The sequence below is a fragment of the Enterovirga rhinocerotis genome (assembly GCF_004363955.1).
GTDB classification, from domain to species: domain Bacteria; phylum Pseudomonadota; class Alphaproteobacteria; order Rhizobiales; family Beijerinckiaceae; genus Enterovirga; species Enterovirga rhinocerotis.
Map to the genome: position 1 here is coordinate 1901776 of NZ_SNZR01000011.1, position 24742 is coordinate 1926517.

Annotated in this window: 22 protein-coding genes; 8 read left to right on the forward strand and 14 right to left on the reverse strand. The window is 67.4% G+C overall.

What is annotated here, in order from left to right:
• Window positions 1–3 precede the first annotated feature (3 nt).
• The 3 genes from EV668_RS09740 to galU form a co-directional block, all read right to left on the reverse strand.
• Entirely contained in the window at window positions 4–1548 is a 1545-nt protein-coding gene (locus EV668_RS09740; protein ID WP_166652399.1) for a hypothetical protein, read from the reverse strand.
• Between the two features lie 240 nt (window positions 1549–1788).
• Window positions 1789–3006: an adenylate/guanylate cyclase domain-containing protein gene (locus tag EV668_RS09745; protein ID WP_133769550.1), complete on the reverse strand. Its 1218-nt coding sequence runs from the start codon at window positions 3004–3006 to the stop codon at window positions 1789–1791.
• A gap of 13 nt (window positions 3007–3019) precedes the next feature.
• A complete protein-coding gene (gene galU / locus EV668_RS09750; protein WP_133769551.1) occupies window positions 3020–3883 on the reverse strand; it encodes a UTP--glucose-1-phosphate uridylyltransferase GalU in 864 nt (287 codons plus the stop codon).
• Window positions 3884–4080: 197 nt separating this feature from the next.
• Between galU and galE the strand changes: the two genes are divergently transcribed.
• A complete protein-coding gene (gene galE / locus EV668_RS09755; RefSeq protein ID WP_133769552.1) occupies window positions 4081–5070 on the forward strand; it encodes a UDP-glucose 4-epimerase GalE in 990 nt (329 codons plus the stop codon).
• Between the two features lie 4 nt (window positions 5071–5074).
• On the opposite strand, the gene mepA is transcribed toward galE, so the two are convergent.
• The gene (gene mepA / locus EV668_RS09760; RefSeq protein WP_133769553.1) at window positions 5075–5986 is read right to left on the reverse strand and encodes a penicillin-insensitive murein endopeptidase; all 912 of its coding nucleotides are present in this window, start codon (window positions 5984–5986) and stop codon (window positions 5075–5077) included.
• A 130-nt stretch (window positions 5987–6116) separates the two neighbouring features.
• Between mepA and EV668_RS09765 the strand changes: the two genes are divergently transcribed.
• On the forward strand, window positions 6117–7058 hold the full coding sequence (locus EV668_RS09765) for a DMT family transporter (RefSeq protein WP_133769554.1): 942 nt from the start codon (window positions 6117–6119) through the stop codon (window positions 7056–7058).
• Here the strand turns inward: EV668_RS09765 and EV668_RS09770 are convergent.
• The 9 genes from EV668_RS09770 to EV668_RS09810 all read right to left on the reverse strand — a co-directional run bounded on the left by EV668_RS09770 (window position 7042) and on the right by EV668_RS09810 (window position 15962).
• Window positions 7042–8013 carry a type II secretion system F family protein gene (locus EV668_RS09770; RefSeq protein WP_133769555.1) on the reverse strand — a complete coding sequence of 324 codons (972 nt, stop codon included), beginning with the start codon at window positions 8011–8013 and terminating at the stop codon, window positions 7042–7044. The genes EV668_RS09765 and EV668_RS09770 overlap by 17 nt on opposite strands.
• Window positions 8014–8027: 14 nt before the next feature.
• Entirely contained in the window at window positions 8028–9017 is a 990-nt protein-coding gene (locus EV668_RS09775; protein WP_245512977.1) for a type II secretion system F family protein, read from the reverse strand.
• Between the two features lie 40 nt (window positions 9018–9057).
• Window positions 9058–10518 (reverse strand): TadA family conjugal transfer-associated ATPase, encoded by a 1461-nt coding sequence (locus EV668_RS09780; RefSeq protein ID WP_133769556.1) that lies wholly within the window; start codon window positions 10516–10518, stop codon window positions 9058–9060.
• A 17-nt stretch (window positions 10519–10535) separates the two neighbouring features.
• Window positions 10536–11777, reverse strand: coding sequence for a CpaE/TadZ family protein (locus EV668_RS09785; protein ID WP_133769557.1), 1242 nt, complete (start codon window positions 11775–11777; stop codon window positions 10536–10538).
• Window positions 11778–11800: 23 nt separating this feature from the next.
• Complete coding sequence (locus tag EV668_RS09790; protein WP_133769558.1) at window positions 11801–12520, reverse strand: CpaD family pilus assembly protein; 720 nt, start codon at window positions 12518–12520, stop codon at window positions 11801–11803.
• A gap of 50 nt (window positions 12521–12570) precedes the next feature.
• Window positions 12571–14124 (reverse strand): type II and III secretion system protein family protein, encoded by a 1554-nt coding sequence (locus EV668_RS09795; protein WP_133769559.1) that lies wholly within the window; start codon window positions 14122–14124, stop codon window positions 12571–12573.
• A 29-nt stretch (window positions 14125–14153) separates the two neighbouring features.
• Window positions 14154–14948: a Flp pilus assembly protein CpaB gene (gene cpaB / locus EV668_RS09800; RefSeq protein ID WP_133769560.1), complete on the reverse strand. Its 795-nt coding sequence runs from the start codon at window positions 14946–14948 to the stop codon at window positions 14154–14156.
• 193 nt (window positions 14949–15141) lie between these two features.
• Window positions 15142–15648: an A24 family peptidase gene (locus EV668_RS09805; protein ID WP_133769561.1), complete on the reverse strand. Its 507-nt coding sequence runs from the start codon at window positions 15646–15648 to the stop codon at window positions 15142–15144.
• A gap of 152 nt (window positions 15649–15800) precedes the next feature.
• Window positions 15801–15962 (reverse strand): Flp family type IVb pilin, encoded by a 162-nt coding sequence (locus tag EV668_RS09810; RefSeq protein WP_133769562.1) that lies wholly within the window; start codon window positions 15960–15962, stop codon window positions 15801–15803.
• 299 nt (window positions 15963–16261) lie between these two features.
• On the opposite strand from EV668_RS09810, the gene EV668_RS25290 reads away from it, so the two are divergent.
• From EV668_RS25290 to EV668_RS09825, 3 genes are all read left to right on the forward strand, one after another.
• Window positions 16262–16849, forward strand: a complete 588-nt coding sequence (locus tag EV668_RS25290) for a pilus assembly protein N-terminal domain-containing protein (protein WP_245512979.1) — start codon at window positions 16262–16264, stop codon at window positions 16847–16849.
• 239 nt (window positions 16850–17088) lie between these two features.
• Window positions 17089–17667 (forward strand): TadE/TadG family type IV pilus assembly protein, encoded by a 579-nt coding sequence (locus EV668_RS09820; protein ID WP_133769563.1) that lies wholly within the window; start codon window positions 17089–17091, stop codon window positions 17665–17667.
• A gap of 8 nt (window positions 17668–17675) precedes the next feature.
• A complete protein-coding gene (locus tag EV668_RS09825) occupies window positions 17676–18314 on the forward strand; it encodes a TadE/TadG family type IV pilus assembly protein (protein ID WP_133769564.1) in 639 nt (212 codons plus the stop codon).
• Between the two features lie 4 nt (window positions 18315–18318).
• Here the strand turns inward: EV668_RS09825 and EV668_RS09830 are convergent, their stop codons facing one another.
• Complete coding sequence (locus EV668_RS09830) at window positions 18319–19839, reverse strand: phosphomannomutase/phosphoglucomutase (RefSeq protein WP_133769565.1); 1521 nt, start codon at window positions 19837–19839, stop codon at window positions 18319–18321.
• Between the two features lie 151 nt (window positions 19840–19990).
• Here EV668_RS09830 and EV668_RS09835 point away from each other — a divergent pair, with 151 nt between their 5' ends.
• The 3 genes from EV668_RS09835 (at window position 19991) to EV668_RS09845 (ending at window position 24725) form a co-directional block, all read left to right on the forward strand.
• Window positions 19991–22057, forward strand: coding sequence for a M3 family metallopeptidase (locus EV668_RS09835; protein ID WP_133769566.1), 2067 nt, complete (start codon window positions 19991–19993; stop codon window positions 22055–22057).
• Window positions 22058–22211: 154 nt separating this feature from the next.
• Complete coding sequence (locus tag EV668_RS09840) at window positions 22212–23507, forward strand: MFS transporter (RefSeq protein WP_133769567.1); 1296 nt, start codon at window positions 22212–22214, stop codon at window positions 23505–23507.
• Window positions 23508–23528: 21 nt separating this feature from the next.
• Window positions 23529–24725 carry a serine hydrolase domain-containing protein gene (locus EV668_RS09845; protein WP_133769568.1) on the forward strand — a complete coding sequence of 399 codons (1197 nt, stop codon included), beginning with the start codon at window positions 23529–23531 and terminating at the stop codon, window positions 24723–24725.
• The last annotated feature ends 17 nt before the right edge of the window (window positions 24726–24742 follow it).

The following is a 24742-nucleotide window of genomic DNA, read 5'->3' on the forward strand; positions in this document are numbered from 1 at the left end:
GGCTCAGGCCTGCACGCCGTCCTCCGCGCCCATCAGCGCCACCTTCAGGGCCTCGAGCTGCTCGGCGACGCGGGTCGCCTCGTGCTCGAGTTCCTCGCCGCGCACCCGCGCTCTCATCGATCGAAGATGCCGGATGATGATATCGATCGATCGAAGGCTGTTCGCGCTCGCCTGACCGGTCGAGACCCTGTGGGCCAGCTGGACCATGGTATGGTCCGGCATCAGCTTGATGTTCTTGTGGATGATCAGGATCGCATCGTCATTGCTGACGGCGACGATCTGATCGAACTCGGCCAGGATCTCGTTGTTCGCCCGGGTCCGCCAGACGCATTCGAACCGCATGAACAGGAGGTTCCGGTCGAACCTGTACTCGCCGGACACCTCGGAAATGCTTTCAAGCGCGCCGTGATAGTCGGCGGCCTTCATCTGACACTGGATCAACGATCGAAGGCTCGAGCCCTTGTCGGTCTGCGCCAGCGTCCGCCAGACATCCGCAGCCGTGCGATAGCTGGACAGCTTCTCGAGGTTCCTGGCGAGGAGCATCAGCGCGACCCGGTGCTCGCGGTCGACCCGGACCACCTCCAGCGCCGACGAGGCGGCCACATGATGGGCTCCGGTGCGATCCGCAAGACGGGCCATCAGGAGGTTGGCCGGAACAGACGTCGGGTCCGTCGCCTGGGCTTCGCGGGCGAACCCCAAGGCCGTCTCGGCATCTCCCACCGCGAGATAGGCTTCCGCCAGGACCACCCTCGGACTTTCCCGGAACTCGGCCGAGTCGACGGCGGATGCGAGCAGCTTACGCGCCTCGTCCATCTGGCCCTTCTTCACGAGCGCACGGACGGTCGCGAGGATGGATTCCTCCTCGACCGCCGTGAGCCTGTCGAATTCGGCGATGGCGGCGGCGACGGACTCGAACAGCGTCAGCTTGCCGTCGTGCAGGACGCCTCCGACATCCGCCAGGTAGCGGGCGTTCCGCGTGCTGGACGTCACGATGATCGTCGACGTGCTCTGCCGCCGGGCCTCGAAGGCATCGACGCAGCGCTTGATGACCGTCTGGCTGCCGCGGGAGGGCGACGGCGAGATGCCGTTCAGCAGATAGAAATCCGCCCAGACGGAATAGCCGAGGCCGTAGGAGAGATTGCTCTTATCCTCAGGGGTCAGGTGGATCAGATAGGTGTCGAGACTGAGGTCTCCGATGAAGAGGCGGACGGATTCGCGCAGCTGCCTCGCGTCGACCTCGTAACTCTGCGCGACGAGATTGACCGCCTCGCCCACCGTGTGACTGTAGAACGGCAGCGCCGCGGTTCCGATCACGGGCGAGACCGTTCCGTAGCGCATGATGCGGCCCTTGCTCGGCCGGCTGTAACCGCCGAGAAGGTTGAGCAGAACCCGCGGCTTCGCATCCGGCGTCGCGAAGATGATGTAGCTCGAGTTCTTCAGGAACGCGGCATTGATGTTGTCGTAAAGGCATGTCCGTCTCATCCACTTCCCGGAGAAGTGGGTGAGAGACTGGAGTTCGATCCCCCGCCTGTCATCCGCCGGCATCATCGCGCAACTCCGGCCCCGTCAGCACGCCGCCGCGGGGTCGTCGGATGCGGCTCATGCGTGGTGGGGCTCCATGTCGACCTGTGTCGCATCGTCCTCATGCGGACCGGATCCGCCTCAATCAAAGCTCGGCGCCGGATCCTCGGGCGCCACGTCCTGCCGCAGCAAAGCAGGCAATCGCGACAAAGCTAAGGTCTCACCCGCGCGATCGGAAGGGGCCTGACGGGCAGCAGCCGTTTCCGGCTACTCTTCCGCCTCGCAGATCGTGAACAGCTCCTGCGCCCGTTCGATGCCGCGGAGCGCGTAGCGCCCGACCGAGACGAGGCATAGGCGGTCGTCCTCGTCCGCGGCGGAGACGAAGGCGGACGAGGCGAGGACGGTCCGCTCCGCCGAGCGGCACATCGCCGCGATCCGCGAGGCCTCGTTCACGGCCGGTCCCACCACGGTGAAGTCGAGGCGCGTATCCGAGCCCACATTGCCGTAGAAGACCTCGCCGACATGCAGGCCGAGATAGACCTCCGTGACCGGCAGTTCGGCCGCGTTCCGGCGCTCGTTGAGGCTCCTGACCCGCTCGAAGGCCTGGGTCTGGGCGCGGATGGCCGCGCAGCAGGCATCCGCGAGGCGGGGTGCGGTGAAGATCGCGAGCGTCCCGTCGCCGATCAGCTTCAGCACGTCGCCGCCCGCCTCCTCGACCGAGGAGATGATCGCGTCCGCATAGTCGTTCAGGAACGGGATGATCTGGTCGGGCGGCGCCGCGCCGGTGATGCGCGTATAGCCCCGCAGATCGCTGAACCAGAGCACCGCCTCGATCCGGTCCGTGATCCCGCGCTCGATCCGGCCCTGGAGCACCCGGCGGCCCGGATCGCGGCCGAGATAGGTCTCGACCAGCGTGCCGGCGATCCGACCGAGCGCGACCGCCTTGATGGCAAGGCCAAGCACGGGGGCGAGGCGGCGCAGCTTCGCGACCTGATCGTCGGTGAAGCCGCCCGGCTGACGGGTGCTGAAGGCGGAGAAGAGGCAATCCAGCTCCCCGATCGTGCCCGCTTCGTTGAAGCGGTCGAGGAGGATCACCCACTGCGTGTTGCCCTCGTCCTTCAGCTCCTTGACGATGGTGTTCTCGGCGTAGTCCGGGTGGTCGATCCCGATGAGAAGCAGGTCCTCGCCCGATTGGAGCATCCGGTAGAAGGGCGATTTCCGCCAGCTTTCCTCGGCCTCGCCGCCCCGGTTGGTGCGGCCGTATTCGCGGGTCGTGATCTCGGCGGGCGCTCGGTCGCGCCAATGGTAGACGTGGCCCTCATGCACCGGATGCAGCGTATCGACGAGCAGGATGGCGCGTGAGATCCCGACCCCTGCCTCGAGCGCGCCCTGGCAGAAGTCGCGCAGCAACTCCTCCTCCGACGCGCCGGCGAGACCGGCCTTCGTGATCCGGTAGCCGAGTTCCGCCGCCGCGTCAGAGCCCATCGGCCGAATCCGCTCAGCCCTTGAGATGGGCCTCGAGTTCGGCCCGGAATGCGGGTCCGAGATCGTCGCGCTCGAGCGCATAGGCGACGTTCGCCATCAGGAAGCCGAGCTTGTTGCCGGTATCGTAGGTCTTGCCCTCGTAGCGCAGGCCGAAGAACGACTGCTCGGCGGCGAGCCGCTTCATGGCATCCGTGAGTTGGATCTCGTTGCCGGCGCCGCGCTCCTGCGAGGACAGGATGCCGAAGATCTCCGGCTGGAGGATGTAGCGGCCGGAGATGATGAGGTTCGAGGGCGCGGTGCCCTTCGGCGGCTTCTCGACCATGCCTTCGATCTCGAAGGTCCGGCCGAAATCCTGCCCGACGGCGACGATGCCGTATTGATGCGTCTGGTCCTCCGGCACCTCCTCGACGGCGATGACGTTGCCGCCATGCTGCTCGTAGGCCTCGATCATCTGCTTCATGCAGCCGCGGCTCAGCATGTCCGGCAGGATCACGGCGAAAGGCTCGTCGCCGACGATCTCGCGCGCGCACCAGACCGCGTGGCCGAGGCCGAGCGGGGCCTGCTGTCGCGTGAAGCTCGTCTGGCCGGCGGCCGGAAGATCCGCCTTCAGCGCCTCGAGCTCCTTCGTCTTGCCGCGCTCGGCGAGCGTGCTGTCGAGTTCGTAGGCGATGTCGAAATGGTCCTCGATCACGCCCTTGTTCCGGCCGGTGACGAAGACGAAATGCTCGATCCCGGCTTCGCGGGCCTCGTCGACCACGTGCTGGATCACGGGCCGGTCGACGACCGTCAGCATCTCCTTCGGCACGGATTTGGTGGCCGGCAGGAACCGGGTTCCGAGCCCTGCGACCGGCAGGACCGCCTTGCGGATGCGCTTCATGAGCCGTTCCGTCTCCGTCGTGTCGATTGTTTCTTTGGGGTGGGACCGATGAACCAGCCCTGTCACCAATTGGTGAAGGAGCCTTGTCTCCGATGCGTGAAAGGAAATGTCAAAGATGCCCTTTCACGCCTCATTGAAGCGTTTCGCGGCAAGATGATGGCGACGAGGCCGGAGCGGGCCTTGCTGGAGACGAGACGATGACGGTCCTGGTGACGGGCGGCGCCGGCTATATCGGCAGCCATTTGGTGCTGGCGCTGCTGGATCGGGGCGAGACGCCGGTGGTCCTCGACAACCTGTCCACGGGCTTCGCCTGGGCCGTGCCCGCGGGCGTGCCCCTGGTGACGGGCGACATGGGCGATGCCGATCTCGTCGCGCGCACCATCGCGGACCATGGCATCCGCGAGATCGTCCATTTCGCGGCGAAGATCGTCGTGCCGGACTCCGTCGCCGATCCGCTCGGCTACTATCTCAACAACACCTCGAAATCGCGGACGCTGATCGAGACGGCCATCCGCGGCGGCGTCGACCGGATGATCTTCTCCTCCACGGCGGCCGTCTACGGCGACGTCTCGGGCGATCCGGTCGACGAGACCGCGCCGACCGCGCCCGTCTCGCCCTACGGCCGCTCGAAGCTGATGACGGAATGGATGCTGGCCGATGCCGGCGTCGCGCACGGGCTGCGCTCGGTCGCGCTGCGCTACTTCAACGTCGCGGGGGCCGATCCCGCCGGCCGGTCCGGGCAGTCGATGCAGGCGGCGACCCACCTCATCAAGGTGGCCGCCCAGGCCGTGCTCGGGCAGCGTCCGAAGCTCGACGTCTTCGGAACCGACTATCCCACCCGCGACGGCTCGTGCCTGCGCGACTACATCCACGTCTCGGACCTCGCCGACGCCCACCTCGCCGCACTCGACCATCTGCGGGGCGGCGGCGGCAGCCTGACCCTCAATTGCGGCTACGGCCAGGGCACCTCGGTGCTGGAGGTGATCGAGGTGATGAAGCGCGTCTCGGGCGTCGATTTCCCGGTCGCGATCTCGCCGCGCCGGCCCGGCGATCCGGCGGCGATCGTGGCCAAGGCGGACCGGATCCGATCCGAACTCGGCTGGAGCCCGAAGCGCGACGACCTCGACGGGATCGTGCGCTCGGCACTCGCCTGGGAGCGCCATCTCCTCACGGCCAAGGCGGCCTGAGGGTTCAGGGCGCGACGAGCACCCGTCGGCACTCGGCGGGAAGCTGGGACATCAGCATGGGCGGCGGCGGAGCGCCTGGGCCGGGGAAGAGCATCTCCGGCGTGAACCAGCGCTCGAGCTCCGCGCCGCACCCGTCGCCCCGCGGCACCGGATCCTGATCCCGGCAGGCATCGCCGTCCGGGCAGGTCAGGCGGATGTGGAAATGGTAGTTGTGGCCCCAGATCGGCCGCACCTTCGACAGCCACGACCGGTCGCCGGCGGAATCCCGGCAGAAAGCCTTCTTGATCGCCGGGTTGACGAAGATGCGCGCCACCTCCGGCTCGGCCGCGACCGCGCGGATCAGCTTCATATGCGCGGCCGTGTAGACCGCGGGATCGATGTCCCGGCGATCCGGCCGCAGCAGATTGACCGCCGCCATCTCCTCCCGGTCCGAACGCGACATCTTCCGGTTCGGCATGGGCATGAGCCAGATATCGGCATCGAGCCCGATCTGGTGCGAGGCGTGGCCCGTCAGCATCGGCCCACCGCGCGGCTGCGAGATGTCGCCCACGAGGAGCCCGGGCCAGCCGTTGATGGCGGGCACCTTGGCCGAGAGCCGCTCGATGAAGGCGATCATCTTGGGATGCCCCCAGTTCCGGTTGCGCGACACGCGCATCGCCTGCCAGGTCTTGCCGTCGACCGGCAGAGCCCGCGCCCCCGCGAGGCAGCCCTTCGAATAGAAGCCGATCGAGCGGGCCTCGAGCGAGGCGGGCTTCGGCCTCCGCCCGAACATCTCCTTGGCCGGCGTCGCCGGGCCTGCCTGACCGAGAGGGGGAAGCGGCTTCGGATCGAACGTCCCGTCCTGCGCGAAGACCGGCACGGACGTCAGGGCGATCGCGGCGACCAGCGGCGCGAGGAAGCGGCGAATCGGGAGCATGGCTCAGCCTTGGCTCAGCCGAGGATGCAGGAGAAGGGGGCAGATGGCCACGCTGCGGCGGAGCGCTCGCCCGCGCCGTGAGCCGTGCGGCATTGACATCACGTCCGGCCTGCCATGGTGCGGATGGGCGATGAACGCGAACGACCACAGCAGGGAGACGCCGCGCCCCGCCCATAACGGACGGAGGACCTTTCTCGTCGCCGCCTGGATGACCGGCACGCTGCTGTCGTTCTGCGTGTCGGCGATCTCGGTCCGGGCCCTGTCGCGGACCCTCGGCATCTTCGAGTTCCTGTCCCTGCGCTCGCTGATCGGGGTCGGGCTCGTGGTGGCGATCGCCATGTATCTGCCCGGCGGCCTGCGCCGGCTCACGATCCGCCGCCCCCGCCTTCAGCTCGTTCGGAACTCCATCCACTGGGTCGGCCAGGCCGCCTGGGCCTACGGCGTGACGCTGCTGCCGCTCGCGATGGTGTTCTCACTCGAATTCACCGCGCCGATCTGGCTCGCGGTCCTCGCCGTGCCTTTCCTCGGCGAGCGGCTGACGACGGCGCGGATCGGGGCGGTCGTGCTCGGCATCGCCGGCATCCTGATCGTGCTGCGGCCTGGATTCGTCCCGCTCGGCCTGCCGAGCATCGCCGTGCTCTTCTCCGCCTTCGCCTTCGCCATCACGGCCATCTGCACCAAGAGGCTGACCGCGACAGAGGGAACCTTCGCGATCCTCTTCTGGATGAACGTTATCCAGCTTCCGCTGAACCTGGCCCTCTCGAGCCCGGACATGATCTTTCGGATCGAACCCGGCCAGTGGCTCGCGGTCATCGGGATCGGTGTGTCGGGGGTTTCCTCCCACCTCTGCCTGATCCAGGCCTACCGCCACGGCGACGCCACCGCGGTCGTGCCGTTCGACTTTCTGCGGGTTCCGCTGATCGCGCTCGTCGGCTGGCAATTCTACGGCGAGGCCCTGGATGTTTATGTCTTCCTGGGCGCCATCGTCGTCATCGCAGGGATCACCTGGATGCTGATCAGCGAAACGAGACGGCCGTACCGGCCGCCGGGCGGCACTAGCGGATCGCCATGACCTGGATGACGGCCGGCGTCATGATGACGACGAACAGGACCGGCAGGAAGAACAGGATCATCGGCACCGTGAGCTTCGGCGGCAATCCGGCCGCCTTCTTCTCGGCCTCCATCATGCGCATGTCGCGGCTTTCCTGCGCGAGGACGCGCAGCGCCTGGCCGAGCGGCGTGCCGTATTTCTCCGCTTGGACGAGCGCCGTCGTGATCGACTTCACCGCGTCGAGCCCCGTCCGCTTGGCGAGGTTCTCGTAGGCGGCCCGCCGCTCCTGGAGGTAGGAGAGTTCGGCGGTGGTCAGGGTCAGTTCCTCGGCGAGGGCGACGGACTGGCTTCCCACCTCCTCGCTGACGCGGCGGAACGCCTGCTCGATCGACATCCCGGCCTCGACGCAGATGAGGAGGAGATCGAGCGAATCCGGCCAAGCCTTGCGGATCGATTGCTGACGCTTCTCGATGACGTTCTTCAGGAACAGTTCCGGTGCCTTGATGCCGAGATAGAGCGCGAGGATCACCCCGGCGATCCGCAGGATCGCGGGCTGCCCGAAATCGTTGAGCACGAAGAGATAGAACGCAGCGAAGAGCGCGAAGGCGATCGGCGCGACGAGGCGGAAGAACAGGAACGTGACCTCGGCGCCCGACCCTCTGAAGCCCGCCATCACCAGCTGCGATTTCGCCGTCTCGGTGCCGAGCCAGTCCCCGAGCTTGAACTGGTCCACCACGCGCTTCATGTACGCCTTCGGCTCCTGGCGCAGGACCACGCGGCCTGCGGATCCGAGGCGCTCGCGGTCGCGGATCCGCAGGCGCTCGCGCTCCTGCGCGACGGCCTTCATGCGCCGGCCGAGATTGTCCCCTTCCAGCAGCGGCATCGCCAGGGTGATGACGGTCGCCGCCGCGGCGACGGCCGCGAAGATCGCGGCGAGCACCTGAGGATCGGACAGCTTGAGCAGAAGCTGGGACATGGCGGGACCCCGGCTCAGATTTCGAAGTTGATCATCTTGCGCATGACCAGCACGCCGATGGTCATCCAGACTGCGCAACACACGAGGGCGACCTTGCCGACATCCGTGATCCAGAGCAGCTCGATGTATTTCGGGCTCGAGAGATAGGTCATGAGGGCAACCATGAAGGGCAACGCTGCGATGATCATGGCGGAGGCCTTCGCCTCCTGGCTCATGGCCTGCACCTTCGCCTTCATCTTCTTGCGGTCGCGCAGCACGCGAGACAGGTTGCCGAGCGTCTCCGACAGATTGCCGCCGGCCTTGGCCTGGATCGAGATGACGATGGCGAAGAAGGTGGATTCCGCCACGGGGACGCGATCGTAGAGCTTGGCGACCGCATCCGCGATCGGCACCCCGAGAGCCTGCTCGTCGACGATGGCCTTGAACTCGGACCTGACCGGCTCCTGTGCCTCCGCGGCGATCATGCGAAGGCAATCGTTGAGCGGCAGGCCGGCCTTGATGCCACGCACGATGACGTCCATCGCGTTGGGCAGCTCCTCCAGATAACGCGAGATCCGGCGATTCTTCAGATAGCCGAGGATCCAGCGCGGAAGCCCGAGCCCGCCGATGAACAGGCCGGCGACGAGGCCCATCCATCCGTTCGTGATGAGGAACAGGACGAGGCCCATCCCCGCGCCGAGAAGAGCACTGATCAGCAGGAACTTCGACTTCGACCAATCGAGCCCCGCCTGAGCGATGCGGGCTTCGAGCGTCAGCTTGTGACGCGCCTTCTCCCGCTGCTCGAGTTCCTTCAGGCTCTGCGCGACCTGGTCGCGCCGGTTCTGAGCGCCCGTGACGCGTTCGACGCGCGCGGCGGTCGAGCCCACGAAGGTCTTCTGCCGCTTCTCCGCCCGCGCCTCGCCCGAGAGCGCCGGGTACAGGAACACATAGGCGAGGCCGCCGGCCGAGGCGGCCGACAGGAGCGCGACGGCGACCGTCGTCAGGTCCATCGCCGGCCAAGCCATCAAGACCTCCTGCCCCGCGCGCCGGGAACGATCGCGCCCATCATGCCGCCTGCTCGGTTGCGGCACGCTCCATCGCGTCGAGGGCGGCGGCGAGATGCCCCTCCTCGTTGTAGTAGCGCGCGCGCTCCCAGAATTTCGGCCGCCCGATCCCCGTCGAGCGGTGCACGCCGCTGAGACGACCGGAGGCATCCTCGCCGAGGAGGTCGTACACGACGATATCCTGCGTCGTGATCACGTCGCCCTCCATGCCGACGACCTCGGTGATGTGGGTGATGCGACGCGAACCGTCGCGCAGACGGGCCGCCTGGATGATGACGTCGACCGAGGACGCGATCATGTCCTTGATCGTGCGGGAGGGCAGCGAGAAGCCGCCCATGGTGATGAGCGATTCGATACGGGACAGGCATTCCCTCGGCGAGTTCGAGTGGACCGTCCCCATCGACCCGTCATGGCCCGTGTTCATGGCCTGGAGCAGGTCGAATGCTTCGGGTCCGCGCACCTCGCCGACGATGATCCGCTCGGGACGCATACGCAGGCAGTTGCGCACGAGATCGCGCATCGTCACCTGCCCCTGCCCTTCGAGGTTCGGAGGCCGTGTTTCGAGCCTGACGACATGCGGCTGCTGGAGCTGCAACTCGGCCGCGTCCTCGCAGGTGATGACGCGCTCGTCGGGTTCGATGTAGCGGGTCAGGCAGTTCAGCAGGGTCGTCTTGCCGGAGCCCGTGCCGCCCGAGATGACGACGTTGCAGCGGACCTTGCCGATGATCTCGAGGATCCTCGCCCCCTCCGGCGAGATGGCGCCGAACCGCACCAGTTGTTCGAGGGTCAGCTTGTCCTTCTTGAACTTCCGGATGGTGAGGGACGGGCCGTCGATCGCCAGCGGCGGCGCGATCACGTTGACGCGCGAGCCGTCCGGCAGGCGCGCGTCGCAGATGGGCGAGGATTCGTCGACGCGCCGGCCGACCTGGCTGACGATCCGCTGGCAGATGTTCATCAACTGGGCGTTGTCGCGGAAGCGGACGCCGGTCAGTTGGATCTTGCCGCCCACTTCGATGTAGGTGCGGTTCGCTCCGTTCACCATGATGTCGGCGATGTCGTCGCGCGACAGCAGCGGCTCGAGCGGGCCGTAACCGAGGACGTCGTTGCAGATGCCGTCGAGCAGTTCCTCCTGCTCGGCGATGGACATCACGACGTTCTTGAGCGCGATGATCTCGTTGACGATGTCGCGGATCTCGTCGCGGGCCGCCTCGGGATCGAGCCGGGCGAGCTGCGACAGGTCGATCGCCTCGATCAGCGCGCCGAAGACCATGCTCTTGGTGGCATAGTAGTCGTCGGACTTTCGCCTCTCCTGCGCGTGAGCGGCCTCGTCGAAGGGCGCCGGCTCGGCGGCGCGCGCCGAATGTCGGGTGTCGGGCAACGGCGCCGATGCGGGCTGCAGGGGTGCGGCCGCCGGACGAGGCGATTGCGGGGACGAGGTGCCGGTTGAACGCTTGCCGAACATGATCGCTCTCCGCCCCCTCAGGACGCCTTCAGCCCGAGCCGGGCCATGAGCGGCTCGAACAGACTGGGACGGGCGCGCTTGGGCTCGACCTTGCCCGTGAGCGTCGAGCCGAGCGATGCGAAGAGCTCGGCATGTTTCGAGCCCGCCTGCACCTCGGCGATCATCTGGCCGTTATTGGCCGCGGCGCCGAACAGAGCCGCGTCATGCGGCAGGGTGGCGGCAAGCTCGATATCGAGCGCCTTGGCGAACTCCGCCGGAGCGATTTCGGGGCGCTTGGGCATGCCGACGCCGTTCAGGACGACCCGCGGCGGCGCGTCGTTCGGACGATTCCCTCGCACGGCTTCGAGCAGGTTCTTGGTATTGCGCAGGCTGGCGAGATCAGGCGTCGCGACGACCACGATCTCGTCGGACGACACCAGGACGCGGCGGGTCCAGGCGGTCCAGACGTGGGGAACGTCGAGAATGATCGTCGGGATCGACGCGCGCAGGATGTCGATCAGGCCGTCGAGCGAGGTCTCGGTCAGGTCCGTCGTCCGGTCGAGCACCGCCGGGGCGACGAGAAGCGACAGATTGTCGGAGCATTTCGACATGAGCCGATCGACGAGATTGGCGTCGAGGCGGTCGGGCGCGAAGATGGCCTCGGCGATGCTCTGGGGCGGATCCTGGTTGAAATCGAGACCGGCCGTTCCGAAGGCGACGTCGAGATCGGCGATCAGCGTCTGGCTCTTCAGGTTTCGAGCGATGGCCCAGCCGACATTGTGGGCGATCGTCGAGGCCCCGACTCCACCTCTGGCGCCCACGAAGGCGATCATGCGTCCGAGCGGCTCGGCGCCCGGAGCGGAGAACAGCTCCGACACCGTCCTGACCACATCGAGCACGCTCAGCGGCGCAATGAGGTATTCGCTCACGCCGCGGCGCGTCATCTCCCGGTAGAGAAAGACGTCGTTGACATGGCCCACCACGAGGACCTTGGTGCCGGCGTCACAGACCCCTGCCAGTTGGTCGAGAGCGTCGAGCGTCGCCGCGCGATCGCCCTGGAACTCCAAGACAACGACGTTGGGCGTCGGCGCCTGGCGATAGGCCTCGACCGCGGCCGCCCCGCCGCCCATCTGAACCTTCACATGCGCCTTCTGCATGCGCCGGTCCCGCCCGGCCGCGTCGATCGCCTCCGCAACCGGGGCGGTCTCGCAGAAGGCCTGGATCGTGACCCGGGGAACCGGTGCGATCAGTTCGCCATGCGGATCGAGTTCGTCGGACATGCCTGAAGCTCCCTCTCCGCCCGTTACTGGCTGATGCCCTGCATGACGCTGGCAGGCGCGTTCCTCCACTGGGTCGACGGGTCCTGCCCGCGGCGGAGCTGCTCGAAATTGTACATGCGCCGGCCGGTATCGGGCCTGCTCTCCTGGCGGCCGCGCACGAGATCGACCGGATCGGCCACCTGCGAGGCGAGGTTGGCCTGATAGGCGCAGCCGAGGTTCCAATACTGCTCGTTGCGCCAGTCCTTCTTGTAGTCGCCGACCCCGAGATCGTCCGGCCACAGGCCGCATTGCGAGCCGACCTTGGCCTGGAGACGCTTGAAGCTGAGCCGGATGGGCGAAGCGACCCGGGGATCCGTCGGCCTGTAATAGGAGACCGAGACCCGGCTACCGGACCGCGAGCGGATCGTCTCGATCGCGCGGCGCGTCGCCGGATTGGTGCCGTGACCGTGAGGCACCTGGGCGACCATCGGCCCGGTGCCGTGCTGGCGATACTCGGCGAAGAAGGCGCCGAGATCCTGCCGGCTGCGCGTCACGAGGCCGTCGTGCCCCTGCACGAACACGTCCAGCACCCGCGAGCCGTCCGACAGGACGATCGGATGGCGGTCGCGATAATCGGCCGGGTAGATCGAGCCGGTGATCTCCTCCTTCGACTGGCAGGCGGCTAGGGCCGGCAACAGGAGGGCGACCGCGACAAGAGGCTTCAAAAGGGTCTTCAAGGGGGACCGAAGGACGGGAGCGGTCATCGGAAAGTCTCCGGCGGCTCTGGAGCGCGCCTCGATGGATCGTGAAGGCGTCAGTCGGTGATGAAGCCGAAGCGGCCGGGCACGCGGGCCGCCGCCCGGCCGGGGCCGGCCGTGCCGTAGAGCTTGTTCAGCCGCCCCATCAGGAGCGCCTGGGGATCGGTCGGATCCTGGAAGCCATCATCCGGACGCACCACCTGCGCCGCCTCCATGGGCTTGGCGAGATAGGGCGTGACCATGATCATCAGTTCGCTGTCCCGCCGCTGGAAGTCGCGCGAGCGGAACAGGGCGCCGAGGACGGGAAGATTGATCAGCCCGGGGATGCCGGTGATGGCCTGGGTCGATTGCGAGGAGATGAGGCCGGCCGTCACCATCGTGCCGCCGGAGGGGAGTTCCACCGTCGTCGCGGTCTTGCGGGTGCGGAAGCCGACATTGCCGTTGATGGTGGTCTCGCGGTCGAGTTCGTTGACCTCCGTCGTGACCCGCAGGCTGATACGGCCGGGCGACAGGACGATCGGAGTGAAGCCGAGAGCGATGCCGTAGGGCTTGTAGGTCACGGAAGGCGGGCAGAACTGGCCGGGCGCGCAGACCGTGTTCACGATGATCGGAACCTCGCCGCCGGCGTGGAAGGTCGCGGATTCGCCTGAAATCGCGACGAGAGTCGGCTCCGCGAGGACACGGGAGACGCCGGCGCGTTCGAGCGCCTGGAGCGTTCCGCCCACATTGGCGTTGCCGCCGATGCCGGCCTGGCCCTGGAAGTTCAAGCCGCCTTGCTCGTTCCGGCCGGCCAGAATGCCGGTCGCGAAACCGACGAGCCCGGAGGCGGGATTGGCCGCGGCGACGCCCTGCTTGGCGGCATCCATCACGTTCCAGTTGCCGCCGACATTGATGCCGAGCTGTTTGATGGCGGTGCGAGCCATCTCGACCACCGTCACCTTCAGCATCACCTGCTCACGATCGGCGATGGTGAGGGCGTTGATGACCTGACCGGTTCCGCTCGATTGCGCCGACGTCGAGGGCGCACCCGTAGCGCTGCCGGCGGGGACCGCCACGCCGCCCGAGCCGAGTCCGGTCCCGACGAAAGCCCTCGCGATATCCGCCGCCTGCTGGGCGTCCGCCGCGTTCTGGACGGTTCCGGTCAGGAGGATGGAATTGCCGGCGGGCTGGACCTCGATGCGCCCCATCGGAATCGCGGCGCGGAGGGTCTGACGAAGCGGGTTGAGGTCGCGGCCGACATTGACCTCGAAGGACGCGATCTGGCGCCCCTCCGCATCCATGGCGAGCACGGAGGTTCCGCCATTGCCGATACCGATGAGGAACATCTTGCGGGCCGAGCGCACCACCGCATTCGCGACGGCAGGGTTGGCGACGAAGACCTCTTTCGCGTCGCGCGGCAGATCGATGATGACGGAGCGCCCGATCGAGATGTCGAGGCGCTGCGAGCCGCGGAGCTCCGTGCCCGTGCCGCCGCCATAGGCTGCCGGATGATAGCCCCCTCCCCGATCGGCCGCCTGCCCAGACGCGGCGGCCAGCGGGAGGAGCGCAAGCGCGGCAAGGCCGGGGCGCAGGAGCGTCGCGAGGGTCGGGTGGGACCGGTCGGTGTTCATGGGCGTGGGTTTCCCTCGATTCCGGTCGGTCAGCGGCGGGCCGCCTGACGGCTGATGCCGTAGCGGATCAGGGTCAGGTTGGCGTCGTCGTCCTTCGCCTCCGGCGTCTCCGCGGCCTTGCCGGCATCGGCGAGGCTGCGCAGGGAGAGCGAGAGCTGTCCCGTCTTCTGGGCCAGCGCCAGCGTCTCGGCCTCGGCCGGGGAGACTTCGAGCGTCGCCGTCTCGCCCGTCACGACCTTCTCGCCGTTCTTGTCCTGCACGTTCTGGCCGATCGCGAGGATGCGGATGTTCTGCAACAGCGTCTCGGAGCTCTGGCCCTCGCCGCCGAGCTTGGCCGCCTCCTCGTCACGATAGGTCCTGATGATGTCGACCCGGTCGTTCGGCAGGATGAAGCCGCCCGCCGTGTTCGAACCGCGGGTGTCGATCGAGATCGCGACCGCACGCATCCCGGCCGGCAGGATGGCGGACATGAAGGCGTTCGAATTCGCCTTGACCAGCTTCTCCTGCCGGATCGGCTCGCCGACGAGGAAGCCGGAGCGCACGATCGAGCCCGTGATATCGCCGAGCGTCTCGCCTCCCTGGCGCGTCACGGAGCCGGGCGGCACGTAGTCGGACGGCCAGGGCTGCCAGCGCAGGTCGCCATCCTTGAGCGTGGTGCCGATGGGAAGGTCCGCCGCGGCGATCAACACGTCGGTGGTTCTGACGGGCGCCTTGCGCTCGACCACGACCTTCTCCGGCGGCGCCGCGGGACGGGACATCAGCATGGCGGCGGCCCCGGCGGCCACGACAGCCACGCCGAGGACGATGATACGCGCAGGCTTCATGGAAGCGTTTCCGACGCAAACGTGCGTTCGAGGAAGCTTGCCCGCGGAATGGTCAAAACATGGTTAATCGACCTTCAAGAATGCAGGTCGCCCGCCATCCGTCTAAGCTGTGCAAAACATCCCCGCGTTTCGATCGAAACTCGCGGGCGACACGACCTAGCCGCGGATCTTCAGGGATCGGATGTCGGCTGCCTCAGCCGGACAGCGCACTCAGCCAGATCTCCGACGACGGGTACACCGCGAGCGCGGCTCCCGCGAGGGCAATGCCGTAGGGAACGCCCGTCTTCTGGTCGTGCAGGTGCAACAGCCAGGGCCAGCGGGACGCGAAGCCCGGCAGCGGCACACGCCGTATCGCAAGGAGCGCCAGGGTGAGGAACCCGCCCGCCACGGCCGCGATCAGAAGGTATTCGAAGAGGACGCCGAAGCCGAGCCAGAGCGCGCTCGCCGCGGCGAGCTTCGCATCGCCCCCGCCGATCCAGCCGGCCGCGAACATGCCGAAGGTGATCGCGAGGACGAGGACGCCGGCCGCAAGATGGAGCAGCGTCGCCTCGAGGCTGAGGCCCGCCAGCCAGGCCATGACGGGAAAGGCGCCGACGAGCAGCAGCGCGAGACGATTGGGAATCGTCATCGTGAACAGGTCGCTCGAGGCCGCATAGGCCATGAGCAAGGGGAAGAAGACGAGGATAAGCGCTTCGGTCATCGTCCAGCTCGCCTGTTCTTCGCAGCGAAACTCGAGATCGACGATATCAGCCTCGGTGATCGGTCTCGACACGCTACAATAAAATACGGGCGGCATGCTGCCGCCCGTCGAATCGTCCGCGTGAGAATCTGTCTACACGCGAAGCATAGATATCACGACAGATTTTCGGCGATGTTGTTGAACTTGCTCTCGAGGCGCGTGCCGATGATGCCGATCACGCCGATGATGACGACGGCGATCAGGGCGGCGATCATGCCGTACTCGATGGCGGTGGCGCCCGACTCGTCCTTCGCGAAACGCTTCATCAGATTCATGGTAGTCTCCTGGATGCACTGGGTTTTTTTGACAACCCGGCGGCTCGGGACGCCCCGGGCTCGACCGAGGCTCACAGTAGAAAACGCCCGTTTCGACATAGTTAAACCGAGCGCCTAAACACGACGCGTCTCCGGTGGAGTTAATTTTGTCTGGATTTCGTCAAGACCGTGTCTAAGGTGCGCCATCCTAGCATAGAGGCACCGGCTGTTCTTGATCTGGGCAGACAGAGCGGACGTTAGCCAAAGATTCACCAAATCACGGGCATGGTTCGAAGACAGCTGCCACGGATTCCTCGCCCATGGGTTCGACGCCCCCCTTCGCCCTGACGGCGGCTCTCGCCTCTGTTCTGCTCGCGGCGGTTCCGGCTTCGGCGCGGGATGCCGTCCGCCAGGTGCCGAGCGTATCCGCGCCTCCCGCCTCCCAGCCGACGCCCTCCCCCGAGCCGACCGTCGCTTCGGCGCCCGTGACGACGCCGGTTCCGGCCGCAGCGTCGAACCCGTCCTCCGATCGCGGCTCCCTCGACGTGATGATCAATCGGGCGAAGGTGATCCGGCTGCCGGAGCGCACGCAGACCGTGATCGTCGGCAATCCGGCCATCGCCGACCTCTCCGTTCAGAAGAGCGGAATCGTCGTCGTGACCGGCAAGAGCTACGGCTCGACGAACCTCATCGCCCTCGACGGGACGGGCAACATGCTGGCGGAATCGCTGGTGAACGTCGTCGGGCAGACCGACGGCATGCTGGTTGTCCAGCGCGCCTTCGACCGGGCCTCGTATTCGTGCAACCCCGTCTGCCAACCGACGGTCAATCTCGGCGATTCCAACGCCTATTTCAACGATACGCGCGCACAGGCCGACGCGAACAACCAGTTCGCCATCTCCCGCTGACCCTGGCATCCGTGCCGGCCGCACGGCGGCCCAGCCTTGTCGGGACGCGGGCAGCCGGCGCCGCATCGCGCCCGACGCTCCCGCGACACGCGCAGGATCGATAGTCGGCCTCGCGACCGGAGGCCAGGCGCCCGAGTAATCTCGAGAAGTCGCAAATCGGCTCAACGGTCTAGAAAAGTTTTCCGGATATTTCGGAGGACCGCGACCGGCCATCGGCCGCGATCGGTGGAAAGAGTTCGATGCGGGCACAACGAGGGGCTTCGGCGAGGCCGATCTCCGGCCTCGATCTGACAAGACGGTTCCGGCGCTCCCAGCGCGGCGCAACGGCGGTCGAATTCGCCCTCATCCTCGGCCCCTTCCTGTTCGCACTCCTCGCGACGCTCGAGATCGCGATGGTGTTCTGGAAGACGCAGGTCCTCGAAACGGCCGTGGCGAACGCATCCCGGCAGATCTATACTGGCCAGTTCCAGACGAACCCGGACAACAAAAACAAGACCAGCGCGCAGCTTTTGGCCAACTTCAAGGGCAAGCTCTGCGAAAACGTCACCGCCCTGTTCAATTGCCAGGCCGATATCTCGGTCGATGTGCGCGACGTGTCCGCCTTCGCGGGCGCTACGCCGCCCGATCCCGTCTCGAACGGGGTGTTCAATGCATCCGGCTTCTCCTACGCCCCGATCGGACCCGGCGCGATCGGGATCGTGACCGTAGCGACGGAATACAAGTCGTTCTTTCCCTCGCTGTCCGGCAACAGATTGAAGAACGGCAACCGGCTGATCATGGCGACCGCCGTGTTCAGGTCCGAGCCGTACGGGAATTGAGGCCGGTGATGCCGAGCATTTTCGCCCGCTCCCTGCTGGGGCCGCTTCAGCGGGCCGCAGGTCATGCGCGACGCCTCGGGACCGCGTCCGCCGGCGTCGCCGCGATCGAGTTCTCGCTGATCCTGCCGGTCATGCTGGTCCTCTATTTCGGCCTGACGGAGGTCACGCCCGCCATCAACATCAAGCGCAAGCTCAGTCTCGTGGCGCGGACGCTGGCCGACCTCTCGTCGCGCTCGGCGACCCTGTCGACGGACGAGCTGAAGAACATCTTCTCGGCCTCCTCGGCCATCATGCGGCCCTATGACCGCGCGGGGCAGACGCAGATGCTGGTGACGCTCGTCGACGTGACGCAGGCCACGAAAGGCGGCCCCTATACCGGCAAGGTCGCTTGGAGCTGCGGCTGGAACCTCGCCACAGCCCCCACCGGCGAAGACCTTCGCAAACCGGCCGAGCAGTCCGATCACGTCGTGCCGGCCGGCTACGCCAACGACACGACGAAATCCTTCATCGTCGTGACAACCCTCTATCCCTATTCGCCGGTGATCGGCCACGCGATCTCCGGCACGATCCATCTCAAGGAAACGACGCCCTGGCCGATCCGCGACGCGGACCGCGTCGCGAAACCGGTTTGCCCGCCTCAGAGCTGACCCGTCACAGGGTCTGGTTGTAGGCCCCGACCTCCGGGTTCTCGCGCAGGACCCCGTCGACGGCCTTGAACATCTCCTTGAGACGCGCCTCGGAGACCGGGCTCTCGACGACGACCACCAGCTCGGGCTTGTTCGAGGAGGCGCGAACGAGGCCCCAGGTGCCGTCCTCGGTGACGACCCGAACGCCGTTCACCGTGACGAGATCGACGATCTTCTGGCCCGCGACCGTGTCGCCCTTGGCCCTCATGTCCTCGAACCGCTTCACGACCTTCTCGACGACGCCGTATTTCTTCTCGTCGTCGCAGTGAGGCGCCATGGTCGGCGAGCCCCAGGTCTTGGGCAGGGCCGCGTAGAGCTCGGACATGGTCTTGTCGGGGCTGCGGTCGAGCATGTCGAGAACGGCGATCGCGGTGACGACGCCGTCGTCATAGCCGCGCCCGACCGGCGCGTTGAAGAAGAAGTGACCCGACTTCTCGAAACCGGCGAGCGCGTTCAGCTCCTTGACCCGGCGCTTGATGTAGGAATGGCCGGTCTTCCAGTAATCGGTCTTGGCGCCGAGTTCCTTCAGCACCGGATCAGTCAGGAAGAGGCCGGTCGACTTCACGTCCACCACGAATTGCGAGGGGCCGTGGACGCGGGCGAGGTCGCGGGCGAGCATCGCGCCGATCTTGTCCGCGAAGATCTCGTGGCCCTTCTCGTCGACCACGCCGCAGCGGTCGCCATCGCCGTCGAAGCCGAGCGCGAGATCGGCGCCGTGTTCCTTCACGGCCGCCGCCATGACATGGAGCATCTCCATGTCCTCGGGATTGGGGTTGTAGCGCGGGAAGGTATAGTCGAGCTCGGTGTCGAGCCGCACGACCTCGCAGCCGAGGGCTTCGAGGATCTGCGGGGCGAAGGCGCCGGCCGTGCCGTTGCCGCAGGCCGCGATCACCTTGAGCTTGCGCTTGATCTTCGGGCGGTCGGTCAGGTCCTTGATGTAGCGGTCGGGGAAATTCTCGGCGAAGACGTAGGAGCCGCCGCCCGCGAGGTCGAAATCGCCGGAGAGCACAATCTCTTTGAGCTGGCCCATCTCGTCGGGGCCGAAGGTGACGGGACGCTGGGCGCCCATCTTCACGCCGGTCCAGCCGTTGTCGTTATGCGAGGCCGTGACCATGGCGACGGCCGGCACGTCGAGTTCGAACTGCGCGAAATAGGCCATCGGCGACATGGCGAGGCCGATATCGTGGACCTTGCAGCCGGCCGCCATGAGGCCCGTGATCAGCGCGTACTTGATCGAGGAGGAATAGGCGCGGAAGTCGTGGCCGGTCACGATCTCCTTCTTGACGCCGAGGCGTCCGAGCATCGTGCCGAGGCCCATGCCGAGAGCCTGCACGCCCATCAGGTTCAATTCGGGCGCCTTGTCTGAGCCCGGATGCCCGAACCACCAGCGCGCATCGTATTCCCGAAAGCCTGTCGCTTTCACGAGGGGCTGCATCTCGAAGCCGAGGGTGTTCGGCTTCAGGGAGGCTTGCGGCTTCGGATACATTCGGTCTCCGGGATTCTCTGGACGTGCCTGAGCGGGCTGTCTCCGCCGGGTCGAGCCGACGGGCTTCCGCCTTAGCCTATCGGGCCGAGCAAATGAACGCATCCGGAACGGCCGCCTTGCCGGAGCCGCGCCCGCATGCCACCTCCCCTCCATGACGAAGCCGCTGCCGACGAACCCGCTCCTCGCTCCCTGGGACACCCCCTTCGGCGTGCCGCCCTTCGAGGAGATCGCGCCCGGCCATGTCCGGCCCGCCCTCGACGAGGCCTGCGCCGAGCATCTCGCCGAGATCGCCGCGATCCGCGACGAGCCGGCTCCTGCCGATTTCGAGAACACGATCGCCGCGCTCGAACGGGCGGGACGCAAGCTCGACCGGGTGACGGGCGTCTTCTACAACCTCGCCGGCGCCCATACGAACGAGGCGCTGCAGGCGGTCGAGCGCGAGGTCTCGCCGATCCTCGCCCGGCATTGGAACGCGATCTATCTCGACCCCGCGCTGTTCCGGAGGATCGACGAGGTCAAGGGCCGCGCGGAGAACCTCGATGCCGAGCAGGCCCGCGTCCTCGACAATTACCACCGCGCCTTCCGCCGCCAGGGAGCCGGCCTGCCTGATGCCGAGCGCCGGCGTCTCGCCGAGATCGCCGAGCGCCTCGCGAGCCTCGGCACGCAGTTCGGACAGAACGTCCTCGCCGACGAGCAGAGCTTCGTCCTGCCGCTCGAGACGGAGGCCGATCTCGCCGGCTTGCCCGATTTCCTGCGCATCGCGGCACGGCAGGCGGCGGAGGAGCGCGGGCTTCCGGGCCATGTCGTCACGCTCGCCCGCTCGCTGATCGAGCCGTTCCTGCAATATTCGACCCGCCGCGACCTGCGCGAACGGGCTTTTGCCGCCTGGACCCGGCGCGGCGAGACCGGCGGCACGACCGACAACCGCGCCATCGTCGCCGAGACCGTGCGGCTGCGCGCGGAGCGGGCGCGGATCCTCGGCTTCCCGAGCTATGCCCATTTCCGGCTCGAACCCACGATGGCCAAGACCCCGGAGGCGGCTCAGGGGCTGCTGCGCACCGTCTGGGGTCCGGCCCGCGAACTCGCCCTCGCCGAGGCGCGCGACCTCCAGGAGATGGCGGATCGCGACGGCGCCTCCATCCGCATCGGACCGCAGGATTGGCGCCATTACGCCGAGCGCGTGCGCAAGGAGCGCTACGATTTCGACGCGGCGGCGCTCAAGCCCTACCTCACGCTCGAGCGGATGATCGAGGCGGCCTTCGACTGCGCCTCGCGGCTCTTCGGCGTCTCCTTCGTGGAACGGTTCGACATCCCGCGCTACCATCCGGACGTCCGGGCGTTCGAGGTGAAGAATGCCGGAGGCGAGACCATCGGCCTCTTCCTCGGGGACTATTTCGCCCGCCCCTCGAAGCGCTCGGGCGCCTGGATGAGCGCCTTCCGCCGCCAGCGGAAGCTCGACGGCATCGTCCGGCCGATCATCGTCAACGTGATGAACTTCGCCGAAGGGGCCGAGGGCGGCCCGACGCTCCTCTCCTTCGACGATGCGCGCACGCTCTTCCACGAATTCGGCCATGCCCTGCACGGCCTCCTCTCGGACGTGACCTATCCCTCGATCGCAGGCACCTCGGTCGCGCGCGATTTCGTCGAGTTCCCCTCGCAGCTCTTCGAGCACTGGCTCGACGAGCCCTCCGTCCTCGCGCGGTTCGCGACCCATGCCGAGACCGGCGAGCCGATGCCGCCGGACCTGGTCGGCCGCCTGCAGGCGGCCCGCAAGTTCAACCAGGGCTTCGCGACGGTGGAATACGTCTCCTCGGCCCTCGTCGATCTCGACTTCCACCTCCTGCCCTCGGCCGACAACCTCGATGTCGGCGCCTTCGAACGGGCCTCGCTCGACGCGATTGGGATGCCGGAGGCGATCACCATGCGGCACCGGACGCCGCATTTCACGCATGTCTTCTCGGGAGAGGGCTATGCCTCCTCCTATTACAGCTACATGTGGTCGGAGGTGCTGGACGCCGACGGCTTCGCGGCGTTCGAGGAGGCCGGCGATCCCTTCGATCCGGAGACGGCGAAGCGGCTGAAGGACTACGTCTATGCGGCCGGCGACCGGCGCGAGCCGGACGAAGCCTATACGCTCTTCCGGGGCCGCCTCCCCTCCCCCGAGGCGCTCCTGCGTCAGCGCGGCCTCGCCCCGGTATCCCCGCAAGGCGAGATGTAGACGCGTCTCCGGAGCCGGCGAACGCTCCAGACGACCGGCGCGGGCGACGATGGCGCCGCGCCCGGCGCATGGCTTCGCCGCGCGAGCCCCGTCGCGGGGAACGATCCGCTCTGATACTGCTCGTCGGTAGAAGAACGATCGCAGGAGGAACGCCATGCGGGACGGCCACGGCCTCTCGCCCTTCGACGTGGGCGACGACGGCCCGCCGGCCGATGGGCGCGCCGCCTGGATGCGGCTGCTCGTGTCGCTGGCGATGGTCACCGTCGGCGGTGTCGGCATGTGGTGCGTGGTCGTGGCGCTGCCCGCCGTCCAGGCCGAGTTCGGCGTCGATCGCGGCATGGCCTCGCTGCCCTACACCATGCTGATGCTCGGCATCGCGGCCGGAGGCGTCCAACTCGGGCGTCTCTCCGACCGGTTCGGCATCATGCCCGTCGCGGCGGGCGGCGGCGTTCTCCTCGGCCTCGGCTTCATCGCAGCCGCCCTTTCGCCCAATCTGTGGACCTTCGCCCTGGTCCACGGCCTCATGATCGGCGTCGGCGCCTCCGCGAGCTTCGGACCGGTCATGGCCGACATCTCCTTCTGGTTCTGGCGTCGCCGCGGCATCGCCGTCGCCATCGTGGCCTCGGGCAACTACCTCGCCGGCGCCTTCTGGCCGCCGATCATCCAGTGGGTGATCGCCAATTACAGCTGGCGCACCGCGCTCGCGGGGATCGGCGTCGTCTGCCTCGTTACGATCGTCCCTCTGTCGCTCGCCCTCGGGCGCCGTCCGCGACGGCCGGTCATGCCGGACAGCATGGCCTCGGCCGGCCGGATCAGCCCCGCGATGGGGGCGCCGAGCACCCAGTCGCGGCTGGGGCTCAGCCCCTCCTTCGTCCAGATGCTGCTGATCCTCGCCGGGCTCGGCTGCTGCGTCGCGATGTCGATGCCGCAGGTGCACATCGTCGCCTATTGCGGCGATCTCGGTTACGGGCCGGCCCGCGGCGCGGAGATGCTGTCGCTCATGCTGGGCTTCGGCATCATCTCGCGCGTCGCGTCCGGCTATGTCGCCGACCGGATCGGGGGGCTGATGACGCTGCTCGTCGGCTCGGCGCTCCAGTGCCTCGCACTCATCATGTACCTGTTCGCGGACACCCTCGTCTCCCTCTATGTGGTGTCGATCCTGTTCGGGCTGTTCCAGGGCGGGATCGTGCCGAGCTATGCGCTCATCGTGCGGGAGCTGTTTCCTCCGGGCGAGGCGGGACGGCGGGTCGGCCTCTGCGTCGCCTCGACCCTCGTCGGCATGGCCCTCGGCGGCTGGCTGTCGGGCGTCATCTTCGACTGGACCGGAAGCTACCGCGCCGCCTTCCTGCACGGCATCGCCTGGAACCTCGTCAATCAGGGCATCGTGCTCTATCTGCTGATGCGCATGACGCGGCGCACCGCAATCGGCGGAAAGACCGTGCCGGCCTGACGGCCATCCAGGGAGCACACGATGAGCGACGGCATCTCGATTTCCGACTCGATCGCCTGGGCGAAGCCGGAGGATGTCGGGATGTCGCGCGACAGGCTCGCGCGGATGGGCGAGCGGCTCGAGGCCGATATCGCCGACGGCTCGCTGCCCGGCGCCGTCGCCCTCGTCGCGCGGCGCGGACGCGTCGTCCACTACAAGGCCTATGGACGGCGCGACCCGGCCCATCCGGATCCGATGCAGCGCGATACGATCTTCCGCATCTATTCGATGACGAAGCCCATCACCTCCGTCGCCGCGATGATGCTCGTCGAGGAGGGCCGGCTCGATCTCGCGGCGCCGGTCTCGCAGTACCTGCCCGATTTCGCCAGGATGCAGGTCTATGCCGGCGAGGGGCGCACCGTGCCGGCGAAGCGCACGATCACCATCCACGACCTCCTCCGCCACACCTCGGGCATGACGCTCGACTGGGGGGAGCGCGACACGACGGGGCCGATCTACCAGAAGAACGACACCGCGCGGCGCAGCCGGACGAATGCCGAACAGGCCGCCCTGCTCGCGAGCCTGCCGCTCGCCTGCCAGCCGGGCGAGCGCTTCGTCTACGGTCGCTCGACCGACGTGCTCGGCCACGTGATCGAAGTCATCACCGGCGAGCCGATCGCCGAGCATCTGCGCGCGCGGGTGCTGTGGCCGCTCGGAATGATGGAGACCGGCTTCCACGTTCCGGCGGATTTCGCGCACCGCATCGCGGGCGGGCACCCGATCGACCCGGATACGAGGGCGAAGACGAGCTTCATCGACCTCACCGAGAACCCGCCGCTCCAGATGGCCGGCGGCGGCATGGCCTCGACGACGGCCGATTACGCGCGCTTCCTGCACATGATCCTGAACGGCGGCACCCTCGACGGCGTCCGCCTGCTCTCCCCCGCGACGCTCGCCTTCATGATGAGCGACCATCTCGCACCCGATGTCGGCAACAACCTCGACATCCTGCCCGAAGGCTACGGGTTCGGCCTCGGCTTCGCCGTGCGCCGCGGCGGCGGCATCGCTCCGTTCCCCGGATCGCCTGGCGACTGCTTCTGGGAGGGGATCGCAGGCACGAGCTTCTGGATCGATCCCGCTCTCCAGCTCTACGCCATCCTCATGGTCCAGGCGCCCGGGCGGCGCGAGCGGTACCGGCGCATGTTCCGGAGCCTCGTCTATGCGGCGGTGACGTCGTAGCGGGCGGGCCGCCCCGC

Bases quoted from the DNA above. Each gene is read 5' to 3' on its own strand.
- EV668_RS09740 (WP_166652399.1), bottom strand. From the start codon at position 1,548: ATGATGCCGGCGGATGACAGGCGGGGGATCGAACTCCAGTCTCTCACC.
- EV668_RS09745 (WP_133769550.1), bottom strand. From the start codon at position 3,006: ATGGGCTCTGACGCGGCGGCGGAACTCGGCTACCGGATCACGAAGGCC.
- galU (WP_133769551.1), bottom strand. From the start codon at position 3,883: ATGAAGCGCATCCGCAAGGCGGTCCTGCCGGTCGCAGGGCTCGGAACC.
- galE (WP_133769552.1), top strand. From the start codon at position 4,081: ATGACGGTCCTGGTGACGGGCGGCGCCGGCTATATCGGCAGCCATTTG.
- mepA (WP_133769553.1), bottom strand. From the start codon at position 5,986: ATGCTCCCGATTCGCCGCTTCCTCGCGCCGCTGGTCGCCGCGATCGCC.
- EV668_RS09765 (WP_133769554.1), top strand. From the start codon at position 6,117: ATGAACGCGAACGACCACAGCAGGGAGACGCCGCGCCCCGCCCATAAC.
- EV668_RS09770 (WP_133769555.1), bottom strand. From the start codon at position 8,013: ATGTCCCAGCTTCTGCTCAAGCTGTCCGATCCTCAGGTGCTCGCCGCG.
- EV668_RS09775 (WP_245512977.1), bottom strand. From the start codon at position 9,017: ATGGCTTGGCCGGCGATGGACCTGACGACGGTCGCCGTCGCGCTCCTG.
- EV668_RS09780 (WP_133769556.1), bottom strand. From the start codon at position 10,518: ATGTTCGGCAAGCGTTCAACCGGCACCTCGTCCCCGCAATCGCCTCGT.
- EV668_RS09785 (WP_133769557.1), bottom strand. From the start codon at position 11,777: ATGTCCGACGAACTCGATCCGCATGGCGAACTGATCGCACCGGTTCCC.
- EV668_RS09790 (WP_133769558.1), bottom strand. From the start codon at position 12,520: ATGACCGCTCCCGTCCTTCGGTCCCCCTTGAAGACCCTTTTGAAGCCT.
- EV668_RS09795 (WP_133769559.1), bottom strand. From the start codon at position 14,124: ATGAACACCGACCGGTCCCACCCGACCCTCGCGACGCTCCTGCGCCCC.
- cpaB (WP_133769560.1), bottom strand. From the start codon at position 14,948: ATGAAGCCTGCGCGTATCATCGTCCTCGGCGTGGCTGTCGTGGCCGCC.
- EV668_RS09805 (WP_133769561.1), bottom strand. From the start codon at position 15,648: ATGACCGAAGCGCTTATCCTCGTCTTCTTCCCCTTGCTCATGGCCTAT.
- EV668_RS09810 (WP_133769562.1), bottom strand. From the start codon at position 15,962: ATGAATCTGATGAAGCGTTTCGCGAAGGACGAGTCGGGCGCCACCGCC.
- EV668_RS25290 (WP_245512979.1), top strand. From the start codon at position 16,262: ATGGGTTCGACGCCCCCCTTCGCCCTGACGGCGGCTCTCGCCTCTGTT.
- EV668_RS09820 (WP_133769563.1), top strand. From the start codon at position 17,089: ATGCGGGCACAACGAGGGGCTTCGGCGAGGCCGATCTCCGGCCTCGAT.
- EV668_RS09825 (WP_133769564.1), top strand. From the start codon at position 17,676: ATGCCGAGCATTTTCGCCCGCTCCCTGCTGGGGCCGCTTCAGCGGGCC.
- EV668_RS09830 (WP_133769565.1), bottom strand. From the start codon at position 19,839: ATGTATCCGAAGCCGCAAGCCTCCCTGAAGCCGAACACCCTCGGCTTC.
- EV668_RS09835 (WP_133769566.1), top strand. From the start codon at position 19,991: ATGACGAAGCCGCTGCCGACGAACCCGCTCCTCGCTCCCTGGGACACC.
- EV668_RS09840 (WP_133769567.1), top strand. From the start codon at position 22,212: ATGCGGGACGGCCACGGCCTCTCGCCCTTCGACGTGGGCGACGACGGC.
- EV668_RS09845 (WP_133769568.1), top strand. From the start codon at position 23,529: ATGAGCGACGGCATCTCGATTTCCGACTCGATCGCCTGGGCGAAGCCG.